Origin of the sequence: Enterococcus sp. 12C11_DIV0727 (genome assembly GCF_002148425.2) — a bacterium.
Taxonomy (GTDB): Bacteria; Bacillota; Bacilli; order Lactobacillales; family Enterococcaceae; genus Enterococcus_L; species Enterococcus_L lemimoniae.
This window is the reverse complement of record NZ_CP147248.1, coordinates 2,901,681-2,920,460: the sequence shown is the minus strand read 5'-3', so window position 1 is coordinate 2,920,460 and position 18,780 is coordinate 2,901,681. Positions and strand designations below refer to the sequence as shown.

Below are 18,780 nucleotides of genomic sequence, written 5' to 3'. Positions count from 1 at the left end.
ACAACCGATTTTATATTTTTTTTGAGAAAATAAAACATATTTATATCGATAGTTCATCATTTTCTAAATATTTAAAGTAGATAATTGTGGTCAAAGGTTACTTTCACTGGATAGTCACCAATATTTCTGTAAACTTGTTCCTGAATTCGAATCTTTAGCTCCTGATCTGTCGCTTTAAATTGATTTGGAACAACTAAATCAAATAAGATACGCGGTTTACCACCATGTTCAACTAAACGAATGTCATGTCCTTTTAATTCACTATCGATTCCTTTAATGATTTTTTTCAGTTCCTGATGAATAAACTGTTGTCTTTGGTCATATAAATTTACTGGATCAATATGGCAAACTAGATCCACGCCTAGCTTTTGCCTAAACTCTAACTCGATTTCATCAATTGTTTCATGTGCTTTGGTCAAATCCCAGCGATCATCAATTTCAATATGAACTGACGCAAAGGTTTTGTTTGGACCATATTGGTGGATCAGCAAGTCATGATAGCCCACAATTTCTGAAACAGAGGATAGATACAACTTCATTTGATCGATCGCTGCTTGGTCTGGGCGTAACCCCATCAACTCATTTATAAACTCACGAATCAATTGCAAGCCACTAAAAATAATATAACAAGCAATGACCAAACCAACGATGCCATCGATTTTTAGCCCCGTAACACCTTCAACCGTTGCTGAGACTAAAACCGCAATCGTTGTGAAGACGTCGTTTAAACTATCTTTAGCCGTTGCAACAAGGGTATTTGAATCAATTTTTTTAGCTACCCGTTTATAAAACAGACTTTGCCAAACTTTGATCAAAATCGACAAAACTAAAATGATCAGAATCACTGGCGTCACTTTGATGCTTTGTGGTGCTTTGATTCGTTCAATCGAAGTCATAAAGAATTGAAACCCTACAAAGGTGATCAACAATGACACTAACATCCCACTGATATACTCAAAACGTTCATGACCGTACGGATGCTCTTTATCTGCAGGTTTTCCCGCAATATAAAAACCAACTAAGGTTAAAACCGAAGAAACGGTATCTGACAAGTTATTCATGGCATCGGCCATGATCGACACACTGCCTGAAATCAAGCCGATCAATAGTTTCCCTACAAAAAGGAGTAAGTTAGATAACAAGCCGACAACTCCTGCAAAAATACCAAAGGCTGTTCGCGTATCTGAATTTTTTGGTTGTCTTTTTTCAAAACGATCTATTAAAAAATTTATCATAATCATCCCTACCTCATTTTTAGCATATCTTAAGACTATAAAATGATTTTGGTCATTTGTATAGTGAAATCCTATTTTTATTAGTGACTTTTTATTGTTTAGAAAGACCCAAGTTGATTGATGGGCTTTCTTTGTTTTTTTGTTAGGTTTGCCTTGAAAAAATGAACAAAAAAGAGCGAGAAAAAGGCTGCTCCTACTGATATCTCGGAGCTAAACACTTTTGACTCGGCCTTTTTCAATTTGTGATTCATTTTAATGGAAGATACGACTTTCATGAGAAACTTTCGCAAATTTCTTCGTTTTTTCTTCAATATAAGGATATAAGAATATCCCCAATGCACAGAATACAATTGCGATCATGCCTAAAATAATAATCGCTTTCCAAGCATTTGGCCAATAAATTCCGCCTGCCGACTCCCGTAATAAATTCACCGCATGGGTAAATGGTAAAAACGGATTGATAAACTGGAAGAACTTGCCGGAAACTTGGATCGGATAATTTCCGCCCCCGCCTGAAATGGAGAGGACTAAGATAATGATCGCAGCACCTTTTCCGACATTGCCGAACAGCGCCACAAGTACATAAACCATCATCATAAACGTAAAGGCGATCAACAAGGCAAACAAGACACTATAAAATGGCTGTCTCACATCTACTCCTAGCACGAAGTAATTACCTAAAGTCACGATCAAGGCTTGCGCTAAGCCCATCACTAAGAATGTTAGCATTCTTGCAGAAAATTGTTCTCGTTTAGAATATTTACCACGGTCTTTTTCATCTAAATAAAAATCAGTGGTTGCTACACTTGAAAATAATACGGCTCCGACCCACAGACACAATGCTGTGTAAAACGGCGTACTAGCTGAACCGTTATTGGCAATTGGATAAATTTTATGTTCAGATACTTCAACAGGTTTTGCAAAGAAGTCACTTTCCGCGTTAGCATCCAGTTTAAGCAGTTTTATCACTTGTCCAAGGTCAACGTCCTTTTCACCTTTACGAATTGCTTCAGCGGCTTTATGAAGCCCTGTTTTAATGTTTGGCCAATCGTTTTGAACTAATTCATTGGCTTTGTTTAAAGCAGATTCTAAATCCGGCATTTTTTCATTGACTGTTTTTAATGTTCCCGTAATGTTTTCTTTGATTTCTGGGTAATCATTTTTAATAAAGCTTGCTGCTAAGCCCAGTTTTTCTTCTATTACAGGTAACTCGTTGTTATAAAGATCTGCGCCTTTATTGATACCATTGACGATTGTTTCCATGTGTCCATTCAGTAATACATTCGCATCATGAACTTCTTGTTTGATCGCTGGTAATTCTGCTTGATATTTTTCTAAAATACCGATTGCATTGGCAACCGTCGCTTGAGTTGAATTTAATAGTGTTGCAAAGTCGATTTGTTTTGCTTGACTAAGCAGACCTTGTGCAGTTGAAATCGTATTGATCAGTTTGGTTAGTATATCATTTACATCCGCTGCAACCGCATCGACATTGATACTACCTGCACTCCCAGCAATGTTTCCAGCCATACTTTCGATCTCAGCAAGAACAGCTTTTAATTGATCAACTGAAATTGAATCCGCGTCGATACTATCTACTCTCGCTTTCAAACCACCGATCAGTGTGCTCAAATTGTTCAAGCTATCAATGATTGGTTGAAGGTCTTGATTACCAGAAGAATTTTGAATATCTGTCAGCATCGCCACTAATTGATCGATCGCTGCCTGTTGTTTGCCTAAACTATCGCTAAATTGTTGCAACATTTGTTTTAAAGCTGCACGTTCATCTGGTGTTAATTCATTATCTGTCAATAATTGTTCGATTTGTCCAGCAATTGCTGATACATTGGAGCCAATGGTTTGAACAGACTCCAAGGTTACTTTGATACAGCTAGTAATACTTGGCAACGCTTCTTGTAATTTTGTTGCACCATCTTTGGTCACTGTTGCTAATTGATCTGCCTGATCTCCAAGTTTTTCAATATCTGGTAACGCCGTTTGAACTTGCTGGATGATCGTTAATCCTTGTTTTGCTTCATTGATTCCATCAGTCATCGTTTGTTCAACTGAAGCAAAATCTTCATCGATCATCGCTAATTGTTTACCAGCATTTTGAATTTCCGGAATTTTTTCTTGCAAGGTTAAAATAACTTTAGCCTGTTCTTTGATCGTTGGCATCTTATCATTTAAATCTACCAATTTTGTTCCTAAAGCATCCACTTGCGGTAAATAGTCAACAAATTCATTTGCTTTCGCTAATTTTGTTTTCAGTTCTGGCATTTTGTCATGAAGTGTTACGACTTCTTGTGTATACTTATCGATTTGCTCAATGTTCTCATCCGTTGATAAAATCATATTTTTTACTTTGGTGATACTGACTAAATTAGAATCTAAATTATAGCCTATATCATTAAATACCGTAACTAAGGTACTACTTGCAGTTTTGGTAAATTGATCGGTTATTTGGGCTTGTAAAGAAGAAGCGCCTTTTTCTGCAATCTTTGGAGCGATCGCATTGATTTTTTCATTGATAGAATACTCTATTTTAGGTTTGACGATTTCACCTGTAGTAAAACTCAATAAATCTTTAGAAAAATCTTTCGGTAAATAAATCCCAGCGAAATATTTCCCGGATTTTACCCCTTTGTCTAATTCTTCTTTTGAATCAACAAACTTCCAACCTAATTGTTTATTTTCATGGAGGTTTTTCAGGACTTCTTTCCCGATATCAACTTCCTTACCTTGAAAACTTGCTGCTTTGTCGTCACTGTATACCGCAATTGGCAATTCTCCAGTGTTTGCGTAAGGATCCCACAAAGCTTTGATATTGAACCATGCATAAAGTGATGGAATAATCATCAGTGCAATGATCAAAAATGTAGCAATTGGGTTCTTAAAAATACGTTGCCAATCTAATTTAAATAACTTGAATGTATTTTTTATATGTTTCATCCTGCTCACCTACTCTTTTTAATGACTGATATACTTTAGCATAGTTTTTTTATCAATAACAAATGAAAAATCCATTTTTTGTCTATTTCTACGACAAGTTTCTAGAACTGTCGTAGAGAGTTCTTCTATGTATTTGTTTTCATCATTTAACCAACTATTTTTTATTGATTTACCTCTTCTACTCATTCTTTCTAACACCTAAAAAAAAGACAAACTCATCCGAATGAATCAGCTTGCCTTTATTTTTTTGCTTATAATTTTGCTGAAAACTCTGATACAACTTTTTTGACTTCGTTTACTGAATCAGGATCCAGATAAGAAAGTGCTCTAGGAACCACACTCATAAGGTACATTTTATCGAGTTTATCCGTTGATTTTCTTTCCATCAATTCTGCCAGCAAATGTTTCATGTCTTCTTGATGATCTGGCTTGGTTCGATCCATTATGAAGTCATAAAATTTCTTTTCTTCTGCTTTCATTGGCGATGCCCCCTAGAATTTTATTCTATTATAAACTTAAATAACAATAAGTAGTAGTATTTTGATTTATTTATAAAAATAACAATTATGCAAAAAAACAACAAAACGAAAAGGATATTGTTCTGCTGTTTCTCTAACGAATCGGGGAAGCCATTTTTTATGTTTAATTCATTTGCTCAATCATTTCAAAAATATAATAATATATGTTATTAAATTATCAAGATTTATACTTTTCTATCAAAAATTCGTATGCTGCTCGTCCTATAATTCCCATTGGCTGATTGATTCCTGGATTAAAATAAAAATCTAGTGTCACTAATTCTTCTAAGGTCGTCTCTTTCTCAATTGCCAAAGATAGGGTATTAATTGATTGTGTAATGTCTCTTTCAGACATTAATTGACCACCAATCAGTTTGTGCGTTCCTTTTTCGAAAACCATTTTGATATGTACTTCTTCTTGTAATTCAAGATAAGGCAGTTGACATGGTAATGTTAAAAAGGTACTTTCCACTTCGATTCCTTCAAACTTTGCTTCCTCTTCTGTTAAGCCTGTGCTAGCAACATAACTGTTGAAGATTTTCGTTGCCGTTGTTTTTTGAGTCGTGTTATATTTTATCGTATGTCCCAGAACATTCATTGCCGCAACTGTTGCACTTCTGACAACATTATTCACTAAAGGAACAAACGATTTACGGTAGCTATTACGAACTGGATAAGAAATCACATCACCTAAAGCAAATATATCTGGATCACTTGTTTGCATATGTTCGTTGACTCGTATCGTTCCATTAGCATTTAAATCTAAAAACTCTTTGACTAATCGACTATCTGGACGAGCGTTTACCGCGATGATTACATAATCATTTCTAATTTCTTCATTTGTTGTATTTGTAACAAACAGCTCTTCTTCCAATTCTGAGAAGCTAATAACACTTTCATTTAAATGAAGTTTCACACCAGATGCAACGATTTTTTCTTCAATCAGTGAAGAAAGTTCCTTATCTAAGTATCGAAAAAGAACTGAACCTGCACTTTCAATCAAATGAATTTCTTTCCCTTGATCTTTCAAGGCATCGCACAATTCTACACCAATGTAACCTCCACCAACAATTGAGATCGATTTTGACTGTTCCAATTTTTCCAATACTTCTACAGAGCTAGGATAACTTTTGAAGACAGTTACTTTATCTTTACTTGGCAATGTTATATTTGTTGAAAATTGATTTGAACCTGTTGTAAGGATCAGCTTTTCATAGCTAATCTCACTCACGTTGTTAGAAGCGTCCTCATAAATAACGTATTTTTTCTCTGGATCTATTGTAGTAACTGTTGCATTAATTAAAACGTCTACCCCTTTATTATTCAATTCTTCTAGAGTCAGATATCTCACTTTGTCCAATTCATCAACCAATTGATTCATTTTCAATACGATTCCGCTTGAAACAAAACTGATCTCACTTCTTTTTTCAATTAGAATAACCTCAGTTTGAGGATTTAATCTCTTTAATGTTAATGCGGCCTGGAGTCCCCCATGGGAGGCTCCGATAATTACTACTTTCACTAAGGTTCTTCTCCCTTCAATCAACTATGCCATCACTATGTTTATATATATACAAAATAACAATAACATTATATCCCATTATATATAAAAATTCGTTTTTTTAAAATAATAATAGCCAGTAAATTTCTTTTTATAAGTTGCGTATTGCCATTTCCCTATGAATCAAGTATCCTTAAAGTGAGGTGTCTATTATGCTGAAACGAGATTTTTTAGAAAAGCCCTTTGATTATATGAATGATATATTATTATTTTTATACAACAATCAAGGCCACGCAACAAAAAACGAGCTAGTCAGTGAATTCCAAATTAGCTTACCAACATTAAATGAATATTTGTCTTTCCTGCAAAGTTTTCTTGAAGAAAATCAGGTGAACGAGCAAGTTGAAATAACAATACACGGTGAGAATATCTCTTTGAAAAAAGAACCAACTTTTCCATTAAAAAAAATTGTTGTCCTTTTTCTGGAAAAGTCGATCAAATTTCAAATGGTCAATCAGTTATTTTCGAAAGGAGAATTGACTTGTGACTATTTTCAGCTGAACTACGCAATCAGTTCTGCAACGTATTATCGAAAAATCACTGAGCTAAATGATCTTTTAAAGGAGTTTCGCCTCCAAATCAAACGTGGAAAACTTATTGGAGAAGAAAAGCAAATCCGTTATTTTTTCTTTAGTTTTTTCTGGTTTCTTTTTGAGGATAAAACAAGTTTGGAGAAGGAAACTGCCAACCAGTATCTTGGCTTTGTAGATATTTTAAAAGAATCGCTTAACTTGGTATTTGATCCGACCGAAGTCCTGCAAATTAAATTATGGATGAAAATATCCTTTAGACGACTTACGACAGAGTACAACCCAGTCATTAGTTCGAACTATGATTATCCAGATCGACCATTATTTGAAGAAATTAATTTAGCCTTACATACATATATGAAAAAAATCGAACGTCCATATACTATTTATGAAGCATACATGTTTTATGACTTCTTTTGTTCTATGAATAATTTTTCGCCTAATTCTGCTTTTGCTTTTAGATTAGCAGAAAAGCAACGTAGAGAAAGTTCTTACTTAAACTACATGAATAAAGTGATTTTAAAATACCTAAAGCAGCAAGGATATTTATCGAGTTACGCTTCCTCTGCTCGTTTACTGTATATTGAAAATCTATTGTTTCAACTTCATTCTCAGCTTTATTACTTTGACGGATTTATCTTGGCCTTTGATAGCTGGACAGTGAAGTCCATCGTCAACGCACATCGTCATCCGTTTTCTGGTAATGAAGTTTTTGAATTGATGGATATCGCTACAAAAAAGTTTGATCAAGATGGTGAAAAAGGCAGTTATAAAAATAAATTCACTGAAATCCATTATACGATCATATTAAATCATATTGCGGAATTAAATGAAGAAAAAATTGCAATTGGTGTCTACCATTCACTCAATCCATTTATTGGTGAATTAGTTATCCAGCATTTGACAAACGTTTTAGGTCATAAATATCCAATTAAAGCAGAAGCATTCAAAGAAGACAGTCATTATGATATCCTACTTTCCAATATCTATAGTGAAACAATATCTGAAAAACAAGAATTAGTTTATATTTTTTCAGATATTGGAAATAGTTATGATATGACCGAAATTGAAAAATTGATTATTCAGTTGATTGACACGCGATAGCCTATTGCTTGTTCCATCTATCACTAATTGAAATTATAACAGAGAACGTATCCCTTATGTTCTCTGTTTTCTTTGTACCTATTAAATTTAATGAGAATAATCGTAAATTCAAAGAAAATTATTATTAATCTATTTATTTTTATTTTGTGATTATTTTTAATTCTAAATATTTTTAATATTTTAAAAAAGAAAAAGAGCGAAACAAAACTGAAGATTAGTTTTGTTTCGCTCTCAATCTCTATTTAATCCACCCGATACTATTAAATGGTGCAAATCTAAAGGAAACAACTCCCTCAATTGCCTGTCCATCAACCAATCCAAAGGTTCTACTATCACTAGAATTATTACGATTATCTCCCAAAACAAAATAATATCCTTTTGGGATCTTTTTAAATTGTGCCATTTGATCCAAGCTATCCTGCGACAAATTTACTTTGATTGTCCCATCTGGTAATTCATTTGCAGCAGATAACTCAGAAGCTTTAGGTAAAGACTCGGCTTGGTGATTGATAAACAAATCGTTCCCTTCAGTCCAAACTAGATCTCCTGGCATTCCAATCACTCGTTTTACATATTGAAACTCACTTTTCACAGGTGGTTTAAATGTAATGATCTCATATCGTTTAGGTTCCTTTGTACGACGAACAATAACACGATCGCCATTGAGCATAGTGGGTTTCATCGAATCTCCATCAACCATATGTGGTGACGTATTTAAAATAAAGAAAAAGACCAAAACGGCAAATAATACAACTGGAAGCATAAATTTAATGATTTCAATGATATTCTCTTTTCTTTTTTTCTTTTTTCTTTTTTCAAATTCTTCTTTGGTTAATTTTTTCTTTTTTCGCTTTTTCTTGCTTGGCCCGGCTTTTCTATCTAGTTCCACTTTCGGTCTTGCACTACCTCTAGGTTCTTCTCGAATTCCTTCAATGCGTTCTCTATGTTGTGGACGTTTCTTTTTAGGACCAGCTGGTGGGCGTTTTCTATTCTTCGTGTTGTTTTTCACTTTTTGCTTTTTAGCAAATTTTCGTTTTATTTTTCGTTTTAGTCGTTCAAAATATTCCTTTATTTCATCCATGATACACCTCAATCATACCGATTAATACTCTCAATTAAGGATAACAGACTGCTGTCCATTTTTCCATATAAAAACTAGCTAATCAAAACCCTGCCATAAGTTCTCTTCCTAATAAAAAAGGGGAGCTAAGCAAAACTCTAAAAGTTTCGCTCCCCCCACCTAAACGTACTATCAATCGAATACTAATTCTTGTCCCTCAACAATAACACTACTGCTAAGCTGATTTTTGTTCATCAATGTTTGTATAGATACACCTGAATCTTGAGCAATTTCCCATAAGGTCTGACCTTCTTTTACGATGTAGACTTCTTTAGGTACTTCTTTTTCCTTACTTACAGCACTAGCATTTTCAGCTTCTGTTGTCTTTGGCTTTTCTGCTGTCTGTGTCGTTGGAATCGGAGCTACTGGTGTTACAACTTCACCGCCACCTACCGATGCGCCCAAGATCATTGAACTAGACATAAAGTAAATAGCAGTACTAAACAATATTGCAGAAGAAATCAACAGGATAAGATATTTTTTATTGATTCGTTTTTTCATATTGTTCTTCCCTTCATTCGATCGCTGATCGATCGTTTAGTTGCCAGTTTTATCTAGACGTGATAATTTGCTTAAGCGTTCTTCTAATTCACGATAAATCGTCATAACTTCATTCTTAGATTCTTCCACTTCATTAGAGATATTTTTCGCACGGTTGCCAATATTCAACATTTCAAGTTCAGCTGAGTTGACCATGTGTTTCGCTTCAACTTGTGCTTCACTGATGATGCGATTCGCTTCTTTCTTAGCAGAAACCATTACTTCACCGATTTCTTGTTGTGATTTCAAGGCTTCTTCTTGTAATGATTGGTTTTTCAATAATAAGTCATTGATTTGTTGTTTCGCTTGTAATAACTCAGCTAATTGGTTACCCGTTGCTTCACCTGTTGTAGACATGCTGCGCATTGTTTCAAGCTCTGCATTTAAGTTTTCTAATTCTTCTTCTTTTTCTTTGTAAATGCTTCTTAATCCAGCTAATTCAGATTCAAATACATTTTTTTGGATAGAGTATTTATCATTCAAGCCTTGGATACGGCCAAGATTTGTTTCTAAATCACTTTTCTCTTTAAGCACTGACTCTAATTCTTTCTTCAATTCTTCAACACGGCTATTGTCTACAGATGCATCACTGCTTGTTGACAAGGTGATTTCTTTATCTTTTAAGTCTTGATTTTCTTGTTGTAATTGGTGCATTTGTGCTTGAAGATTAGCAAGTTTTTGTGTTAACTCTTGATTTTCTTTATCAGTAGTTTGAAGTTTTTCATTCAATGATTCTAATTCCATCTTCACCGTCTCCAATGCTTCTTGTTTTTCTCCGATTGTTCCTCGGGCTGCTAGATCTGCTTGTAATTGTTGGATTTCTTTTTCTTTTTCAAGAATTTTTGTATCTAACGCTTTGTCTTTTTCAACAAGTGCTGTTTCTAAGTAAGCAATTTGTTCTTGCCCATTAGTATTTTCTTTTTTCAGCTCTTCGATTTGCGCTTTTAAGCGATTGATTTCTTCTGTAGAATCAGCGGATTCATTAGCATCTTCTAACTCAAAAATTTCTGTTTCTTTTTGGTTAAGCTGTGTTGCCAGCTCATCATTTTTTTCTTTTAATAATTCAAGTTCATTTTGGTTACTTTCAACCTTGATGACCAATTGTTTGTTTTGTTGCGATAAACGGAAGTTTTCCTCTTTATTTTGTTCAAATTCAGTTTCCTGTAATCTATATTCTTCGATCAACTCTCTTAAGCGTGTGATCTCTTGTTCTTGTTCAGCTAATAAGCTGCTATTATTTGTTGTCGTTACTGAAACTGGTCGTTGTTCCTCTTCCGAATTGAACTCGATATCTTGCGTCAATTCTTCCTCAGAAACCTCGTTAATTTTTTTAATTAACCGTCTCTTTGCCATCCTTTTTACACCCCGTCTTTTATTTCTAGCTTACTCTATTTATCTAATGTTACTTTTTCTAAGTTATTGTCTTTAGACTCTCTTGTATAAATAATTGACTTTTTAGATAGTTTGTTTGTTTTATCTCGATATGTAAAGTTAAAATCAATCATCGTGATTTCTTTTACAGGCTGTAACTCTTTGATAAAGGTTTCAATGTTTTTCTCAGCTGTTTGGAAATCACTAAATGTCAATGCTGTTGGAAAGACTGAAACTGTTAATGTCTCTGTTTTTTGGCTAATCAAAATTGCTACATTCGCTTCTCCAAAAAAGGGCTGCCAATCTCTTAGAAGTTGAAGTTCGTAGTTATCCAGTGCTTGAGCATCTCGGCTTTCCACGACTTTTTTCCAAGGAAATTCAGCCAATTTCAATGAGTTCTCTTTATAGCTTTCGATTTCAGCGCCAGAAGCTGTACCTCTGGCATCTTTAATCTCTTCTATCTTCAATTCTAAATCTTTATTATCTTTTCTCAAAGTATCTTGATTATAAAGTATCCCAAAAAATAGTAAGCAAAAAATAATTGCTGCAATCATCAAAAATAATAATGATCGATTATTCTCTTGATATTTATAAAAATTGATCTTGCGTTTCATTTTTGGACTATCAGAATCCAAGCTCTCCAGCTGGAATCGGACGTACAACTGATAACTGAAAAAAAGAAACAGTATTACTACTAATACAAACATGAAAATCGTCATCAAATATAAACTCCTTTATTCCTTAATAAAAAAACACTAAATATATCTATTTTTTTGAAAGTTATCCACTTTCTACCCAATTATACATAGTTTATTGTAACATTACGTTACGTTATTGCCAACTTTTTTTTATAAACACAACGAAAAGTCAATAAAAATAGGAGTTTAAGTAGTAAATTTTAGTGGTTTTTTATCATTTCATTCGAATAAAGACATGTATTATGCTGTTAATTTACAGTTTATTCTTTTTGATGTTAGTATTTTCACTAATTATTAATTAATCGTAAAAATAACAACGACTTCCAAGTAAGATTATGTGGTTAGAAACAACTGTCCCTGTACTTATAGCAATTGGTCTGTCTTATGTTCTTCAATTCAAACACCCGATACTTTTACCGATATGTACCAAGATTTTCTTCTTCTAGCTCAGCTTCAAAAATACCTACGCTAACACCTAACGCACGGTCGACTGAATCCATGATGTCGATTCCTAAATGGCAAACTTTTTCTTTTAAGCGTATTTTATCAATGGTGCGGATCTGTTCCAGTAATATAACTGAATCTCGTTCGATTCCAGTTTCTTCTGAGTTGATACCTATATGTGTTGGCAACTTTGGTTTAGCCATCTTTGCTGTAATCGCGGCTACGATAATTGTTGGACTAAAATGATTGCCTAAATTATTCTGTATGACTAGTACTGGACGTACTCCCCCTTGTTCTGATCCTACAACAGGGGATAAGTCTGCAAAATATATGTCACCCCTTTTGACCATTTGAAGCCTCCTATTCTATTTATACTCCCTTGGCATGCGTTCAGAAAATGTACATGCCACTTCATAGTGGATCGTCTCTAATTTATCTGCCACCATCTGTAATGTGATATCTGCTCCGTGATCATGTCCAATCAATGTGACTTGTGTGCCAGCAGTTGTTTCCCCAGGCAATCGAATCATGCATTGATCCATGCAGATTCTTCCGATAATTTCACACGGTTGCCCATCAACTAATACTGAAAAACCTTGTAAATGACGCAACCAGCCATCGGCATAACCGATTGGTATTGTGCCGATCCATTCATTTTCTGTGGTCGTATAGGTGTTGCCATACCCAATTCCTTCTCCAGCCGGCAATTCTTTCACATGAATCAATTCCGATACTAAGCTCAAGGCTGGTTTTAAAGGATAAACCTCAGGCAGGATACGGCCAGATGGATTCAACCCATACATCGCTATCCCAAATCGAATCATATTCCCTACATTATCTGGGTGCCATAATGCTGTTGCACTATTGCTCACGTGGACATATTTTGGCAACTCAAAAAGTCCTGATAACACTGCTTGAAAACGTTCTGTTTGTTTTTCAAAATAGCTGACGTCTTGTTCATCTGCTGTTGAAAAATGAGTAAATAATCCTTCCCAAACCACCATTTGTGTTGATTGCACTAATTCAACTGTTTGTTTTACATCTTTTGGGGTCCTAAATCCAATACGCCCCATACCTGTATCAACTTTTATATGTATTTTTAATGGTGTTAGTGTTTCTATATAATTTAAGCGATCAATTGCTTGTTCCAGCCAATCTTGAGTTGCGACTGTGACAGACAGGTCATATTTCAGCAGCAATTCTATGTAAGAAACATCCACGATACTTAAAATGAGTATCGGCTCTGTAATACCAGCTTCACGCAGTTCCATCGCTTCATCCAAGATTGCTACACAAAAACCTGTAGCACCACCCTGAATGGCTGCTTTAGCTGTTTGAACAGCTCCATGTCCATAACCATTTGCTTTCACTACAGCAAATAATTCTGTCCCTTGCGGCATTCGTTTTACTTCATTGTAAACATTTTCCTTGATTGCTTGTGTATCGATCACTAACTTTGTGGGACGATGCCATCCTACTGCCATATGTGTCCTTCTTTCTTTTATGCTCGAGATAAAAATAAGCCATACTCAGTATTTACTTCATATGAAAAATATCAGCATTTGTCAGATCAATACCGTCTATCTCGACCTTTATTCGATAAAAATTTTAGCTGGCTTCCAAAATAATCTGTGCAATCGCAAAAGTATCTGTATGCGAAATGGATACAAACACCTTTCCATCATGAGGTGATTTTGTCACTTTAGGAGCACCATTGTCTTCTTTTAAAACCTCAATGTCATGTAATCCCACGCGTCCGATCCCAGTTCCCCAAGCTTTAGAAAAAGCTTCCTTGCAAGCAAAGCGACCTGCTAAAAACTCGATCTGGCGTTTATGTGGTAATTTCTGAAAAAGTACATATTCATTATCGGTGAGAACTCTCTGAACAAAAGACGTTTTATTTTCGATAATTTTTTCGATTCTTGACAGTTCTACCATGTCTATACCAATTCCCTTAATCATCCTTCTGAGTCCTTCTTTTTTTATTTTTATAAATCACTCTTATTCTATCAAATTTTAGCAATTTTTCCACACAATAATGTAAAAAATTAATAAAAAGCTGAACAAGTTCGTTCAACTCGTTCATCCAGATAAACAAAAGAGGGCAGAACACAGCTTTTAAGCCTTGTTCTACCCTCTTAAAATTCAATAATTAGCTAAATTAAATTAACTTTGACTTTTTATTGATTTATTAGTTTGAGTTATCTCTAATAACAAAGCTACGTTTTTTATCGTTATGACGTTTTGCTGAACGATTGTCTTTGCTCTTATTGTAGCCGCCACCGTTTCCGCTGCCGCCTGTGCCTTTGTTATTTTTGTTCCCACGGTAACCACCACCGCCATTTTTGTTACGATTACGGCTATTACCACCACCGCTGCGATTGTTTTTGTTGAACCCTTTTTTATTTGATGGTAATGGGCGTTCTGGTGTAATTTTTACTGGTACAGCATCTGATGGATCTTTAGAAATTGTTTTTAGTAATAATGCAGCTAAATCTTCTGCAGAATATTTTTCTAAAAGATTTTTAGCAGATGGTAAGTAGTTTTCTAGACCATTTTCTGAAATTTTTTCTTCAACTGTTTCGATTGCGGCACCCAATTGTCCTTTAAATGCTTCTTGTTCATTTGGTGGACGTAATGGTGTCATACGTTTTTTCGTTAATTCTTCAATGACGTGTAAATAGCCCATTTCATTTGGTGTAACGAAAGTCACAGACATTCCGCCTTTACCAGCACGACCAGTACGGCCAATACGGTGAACATAGCTTTCAGGATCTTGTGGGATATCGTAGTTGTAAACATGTGTGACTCCTGAAATATCTAATCCACGAGCCGCAACGTCTGTTGCAACTAAAATATCTAAGTTTCCGCTCTTGAATGAACGTAAAACGCTCATACGTTTTTGTTGAGATAAGTCGCCATGAATTCCTTCTGCTTTATATCCGCGTGCTTCTAACCCACGAGCTAATTCATCTACGCGGCGTTTAGTACGACCAAATACGATTGTTAATTCTGGTGTTTGAACATCTAATAAACGAGTCATTACATCGAATTTTTCGAAGTCTTTTGAACGAACATAGTATTGATCGATCAAATCAGCAGTCATTTCTTTAGCTTTGATTTTCACGTGTTCTGGTTCTTTCATGAACTTCACGCCGATGTTTTTGATTGCTGGTGGCATTGTTGCTGAAAATAGTAATGTTTGACGTGTTGACGGAATTTTAGAGATGATTTTTTCGATATCTTCTAAGAATCCCATATTCAACATTTCATCTGCTTCATCTAAAACTAATGTTTCGATTGCATCTAATTTTAGAGTGCGACGATTGATGTGATCTAATAAACGTCCAGGTGTACCTACTACAACATGTGGATTTTCTTTTAATCCGCGAATTTGACGGCCGATGTCTGCTCCGCCGTATACTGCTTGAACGCGGATTTTTTTATCGCGGCCTAAACGGTATAATTCCTCTTGTGTTTGGATTGCTAGCTCACGTGTTGGTGCAATTACGATTCCTTGTAATACACGGTTCGAAGTGTCGATTTTTTGTAACATTGGCAAACCAAACGCAGCTGTTTTACCAGTTCCTGTTTGTGCTTGTCCAATTACGTCTTTACCTTGTAATGCTAGAGGGATTGTTTCCTCTTGAATCGGTGTTGCTTCTTCAAATCCTGAGCGCTCGATTGATGCCAATAATTCTGGTTCTAAGCCAAGTTCTTTAAATTTCAAATGATATCCTCCTAATAGTGTTTGTTGCAGAAGAAATTTTTTCTTCTAACATGATGTTACAGGTGATTTGACTTTCACTAACTTCGAAAATGTTCATGGAATCAGTAAACCTTCTACATAGGTTTCGCGTATTTTCTCATTAGTGTTACCGAAAAATCCACCTTATGAAGCTACAGGCACTAGAAAAGCCAAACGAGTTCGTTCAGCTTTTTTAATCTTTATATGATAGAAAAGTATCTTCAATAGGTACTTTCGATTTATCTACTTCGATCTTCCGGCAATAGGTTATTTTAGCATAGTTTTATATTTTCAGCAAGTTTTATGAAAGCTTGCTACATTTCAAGAAGTTTTGTAACGACTTCATTTAATCCCATACCATTACTTGCTTTTAAAACAACCATATCTTCTGGTTCAAGGAGTAACTTTAATGTGTTTATCAATATTTCTTTTTCTTCTTTATCAAAATAGTGAATCTTATCTTCTTGATATTTTTTCTTAATTTCATCATGTAATGCCTGCATCTCAGTTCCGTAGAGAATAACATCCGTAACTTCCGCAGGATTTAAATGCTCACTCACAGAAGCATGCATCAGTGCTGAATCAGGTCCTAATTCAAGCATATCTCCTAACACGGCTACTCTCTTGCCTTGTGTAGGCATTTGGCTAAAACTATCTAAAACTAATTTCATAGCGGTTGGATTCGCATTGTAGACATCACTTAAAATTTCGATGCCTTTACTACTTTTTAACCATTCCGTTCGATTTTTTGTTAATTGAAATTCAGATAAGCCTGCTTGAATTTTTTCTTCTGATAAATCGAACCATTGCCCAATAGTAATTGCAATCAAGGCATTGCCAACGTTGTATTTCCCTGGAACTGGGATCGTAAACAGTGTTTTTGACCCATTGACTTTAAAGGAAGTATATTCTTTTTGTACTTCTATGATTTGGGCCTGACAATCTGCTGCTCCTAAACTAAATGTTTTGATCGTTTGTGGTTGCTCCTTTGTCAACGATACTAGTAAAGGTTCATCTGCAGGAATGATCAGCAGGCCATTTTTAGCAAGACCTGATGCAATTTCCATTTTTGCTTTGGCAATGCCTGCTCTTGATCCCAAATTTTCAATATGTGCTTCGCCGATCATTGTAATTGCTGCTACTTCTGGCTGAGCCAATTTGGATAAAAAATCGATCTCATTTGCATGATCCATACCCATTTCTAAAATCAGTTTTTCAGTTTCATCCGGCATATGTAAAATAGTATACGGTAGCCCGATATCATTATTATAATTCCCTTGTGTTTTATAGGTTTTAAACTGTTTAGCTAAAACGGCTTCGGTCATATCTTTTGTTGTCGTTTTACCATTGCTTCCTGTAATCGCAATCACTGTTGGCTGCATTTTCTTTAGATAATACACAGCTAAGTCCTGCATAGCCTTCAATGTATCCGCTACTTGTAAGATCGGTAATTGAGCAGGTGCGGCCTCTGTTCTACTCAAAAAGGCTGCGTGCGCTCCTTTATCCATAGCACCTTTAATAAATGAATGCCCGTCATTTTCACCTTTCAACGGAACAAAAAGATTTCCTGGTCCAATCAATCGGCTGTCAAATTCGATCCCTGTCAATTCAAAATCTGCCCATTGTCTCCAATCATTTGTCGCTTGTACCGCTTTGGCTGCTTCCCAAAAAGTAAGTTTCATTGGTCTCTCTCCTTAGATTTCCTTTAACATCAACGTTTCTTATAAACAGCTACTCATACATAAAAGGGCTGAAACAAAACTGATTCCGTTTTGTCTCCTCCCTTTTTGTCGTTTATCTTTCGTAAAAACTTTGTCTTTGTTTGAATCGATTTAACGCTAATTGAATTAGTTCTTCAATCAAATCGTTATATTTCAAGCCCATATTTTCCCACAATAATGGATACATACTAAATTCTGTAAAACCAGGCATTGTGTTTAGCTCATTTAAGAACAACTCATTCTTACTTGTTAAAAAGAAATCACATCGGCTTAAACCACTGCCGTCTAATATAGTATAGGCTTTTTTAGCAAATTCTTGTGCTTTTTGATGTACTTCATCGGGCACTTCAGCTGGAATTTGCATCGTGATTTGGTTATCGATATATTTTGAATTGTAATCATAAAACTCAACATCTTTAACGATTTCGCCTGGTAAGGTTGTTCGCACATCTTCATTACCTAAAATCGCTACTTCGATTTCACGCGCTTCGATTCCTTGCTCAACAATTGCTCTGGAATCATAACGGTAAGCTTCTTCTAATGCATTTTGTAGTTCTTCACGATTTTCAGCTTTACTGATTCCCACACTAGAACCCATATTAGCAGGTTTGACAAAGACTGGATAAATCAATGAACCTTCACATTGCTCAAAGACTTTTTTAGGATTTTCTTTCCAATCGCTTCTTAGTACGGGAACAAATGGCACCTGAGGAATCCCAGCTGTTTGTAGTAAATATTTAGTCATGATCTTATCCATTGCATTTGCACTTGCTAAGACGCCTGCACCAACATACGGTAGTCCTAAAGTTTCTAAAAATCCTTGGATCGTACCATCTTCTCCGTTAGGTCCATGTAAAACAGGGAAAACAATCGTATCTTCTTCCTTGATTTCACACGGCATGATCACACGACCTGTAAACTCGCCCCACTTATCTACATCACCATCTTTAGACCAAGTCAATTTAAGAATATCTTTACTCTCAGGTTTTTCTGACAAAAGCGGCCCTTTGACCCATTCACCATCTTTACTAATAAAAACCAATTGAACTTGATAATAATTATAATAAATCGCATTTAAAACTGAATAAGCAGATAATATTGAAACATCATGCTCCTCACTTCTCCCACCATATAGCAAAGTAATCTTCAAATGCTTTTCCTCCTAATTTTTAAAGCTGAAAGAGCTCATTTAGTCTTGACAGGAAAATAGGAAAAATTGACTGTGTCGTTCTTTGGCA

The 18,780-nt window shown here is 35.2% G+C and carries 15 protein-coding genes; 1 reads left to right on the top strand and 14 read right to left on the bottom strand.

Translation table 11 applies throughout. The annotated features are described in order from the left end of the window. Nucleotides 1–71: 71 nt before the first annotated feature. The 4 genes from A5866_RS13860 to A5866_RS13845 all read right to left on the bottom strand — a co-directional run bounded on the left by A5866_RS13860 (nucleotide 72) and on the right by A5866_RS13845 (nucleotide 6,227). On the bottom strand, nucleotides 72–1,235 hold the full coding sequence (locus tag A5866_RS13860) for a cation diffusion facilitator family transporter (RefSeq protein ID WP_176271352.1): 1,164 nt from the start codon (nucleotides 1,233–1,235) through the stop codon (nucleotides 72–74). A 252-nt stretch (nucleotides 1,236–1,487) separates the two neighbouring features. Continuing rightward, a complete protein-coding gene (locus A5866_RS13855; RefSeq protein WP_086445096.1) occupies nucleotides 1,488–4,187 on the bottom strand; it encodes a YhgE/Pip domain-containing protein in 2,700 nt (899 codons plus the stop codon). A 251-nt stretch (nucleotides 4,188–4,438) separates the two neighbouring features. After that, nucleotides 4,439–4,666: a hypothetical protein gene (locus A5866_RS13850; protein ID WP_086281825.1), complete on the bottom strand. Its 228-nt coding sequence runs from the start codon at nucleotides 4,664–4,666 to the stop codon at nucleotides 4,439–4,441. Between the two features lie 217 nt (nucleotides 4,667–4,883). Beyond that, a complete protein-coding gene (locus tag A5866_RS13845; RefSeq protein WP_086445097.1) occupies nucleotides 4,884–6,227 on the bottom strand; it encodes an FAD-dependent oxidoreductase in 1,344 nt (447 codons plus the stop codon). 191 nt (nucleotides 6,228–6,418) lie between these two features. On the opposite strand from A5866_RS13845, the gene A5866_RS13840 reads away from it, so the two are divergent. Next, the gene (locus tag A5866_RS13840) at nucleotides 6,419–7,900 is read left to right on the top strand and encodes a helix-turn-helix domain-containing protein (RefSeq protein WP_086281823.1); all 1,482 of its coding nucleotides are present in this window, start codon (nucleotides 6,419–6,421) and stop codon (nucleotides 7,898–7,900) included. Between the two features lie 238 nt (nucleotides 7,901–8,138). On the opposite strand, the gene lepB is transcribed toward A5866_RS13840, so the two are convergent. The 10 genes from lepB to A5866_RS13790 form a co-directional block, all read right to left on the bottom strand. Beyond that, nucleotides 8,139–8,981 carry a signal peptidase I gene (lepB, locus tag A5866_RS13835; protein WP_086281822.1) on the bottom strand — a complete coding sequence of 281 codons (843 nt, stop codon included), beginning with the start codon at nucleotides 8,979–8,981 and terminating at the stop codon, nucleotides 8,139–8,141. Nucleotides 8,982–9,152: 171 nt separating this feature from the next. Further along, nucleotides 9,153–9,521 (bottom strand): LysM peptidoglycan-binding domain-containing protein, encoded by a 369-nt coding sequence (locus A5866_RS13830; protein WP_086281821.1) that lies wholly within the window; start codon nucleotides 9,519–9,521, stop codon nucleotides 9,153–9,155. Nucleotides 9,522–9,557: 36 nt separating this feature from the next. Beyond that, nucleotides 9,558–10,913: a hypothetical protein gene (locus A5866_RS13825; protein WP_086445098.1), complete on the bottom strand. Its 1,356-nt coding sequence runs from the start codon at nucleotides 10,911–10,913 to the stop codon at nucleotides 9,558–9,560. A gap of 35 nt (nucleotides 10,914–10,948) precedes the next feature. Next, nucleotides 10,949–11,545: a hypothetical protein gene (locus tag A5866_RS13820; RefSeq protein ID WP_254907604.1), complete on the bottom strand. Its 597-nt coding sequence runs from the start codon at nucleotides 11,543–11,545 to the stop codon at nucleotides 10,949–10,951. 497 nt (nucleotides 11,546–12,042) lie between these two features. Next, the gene (locus A5866_RS13815; protein ID WP_086445099.1) at nucleotides 12,043–12,423 is read right to left on the bottom strand and encodes a type II toxin-antitoxin system PemK/MazF family toxin; all 381 of its coding nucleotides are present in this window, start codon (nucleotides 12,421–12,423) and stop codon (nucleotides 12,043–12,045) included. Nucleotides 12,424–12,438: 15 nt separating this feature from the next. Beyond that, the gene (gene alr, locus A5866_RS13810; RefSeq protein ID WP_086281817.1) at nucleotides 12,439–13,557 is read right to left on the bottom strand and encodes an alanine racemase; all 1,119 of its coding nucleotides are present in this window, start codon (nucleotides 13,555–13,557) and stop codon (nucleotides 12,439–12,441) included. 124 nt (nucleotides 13,558–13,681) lie between these two features. Continuing rightward, the gene (gene acpS, locus A5866_RS13805) at nucleotides 13,682–14,035 is read right to left on the bottom strand and encodes a holo-ACP synthase (RefSeq protein WP_086281816.1); all 354 of its coding nucleotides are present in this window, start codon (nucleotides 14,033–14,035) and stop codon (nucleotides 13,682–13,684) included. 229 nt (nucleotides 14,036–14,264) lie between these two features. Continuing rightward, the gene (gene cshA, locus A5866_RS13800) at nucleotides 14,265–15,803 is read right to left on the bottom strand and encodes a degradosome RNA helicase CshA (protein ID WP_086281815.1); all 1,539 of its coding nucleotides are present in this window, start codon (nucleotides 15,801–15,803) and stop codon (nucleotides 14,265–14,267) included. A gap of 332 nt (nucleotides 15,804–16,135) precedes the next feature. Next, entirely contained in the window at nucleotides 16,136–17,503 is a 1,368-nt protein-coding gene (locus A5866_RS13795; RefSeq protein WP_086445100.1) for a UDP-N-acetylmuramoyl-tripeptide--D-alanyl-D-alanine ligase, read from the bottom strand. A 112-nt stretch (nucleotides 17,504–17,615) separates the two neighbouring features. Then, a complete protein-coding gene (locus A5866_RS13790) occupies nucleotides 17,616–18,692 on the bottom strand; it encodes a D-alanine--D-alanine ligase (protein WP_086281813.1) in 1,077 nt (358 codons plus the stop codon). Between the last annotated feature and the right edge of the window lie 88 nt (nucleotides 18,693–18,780).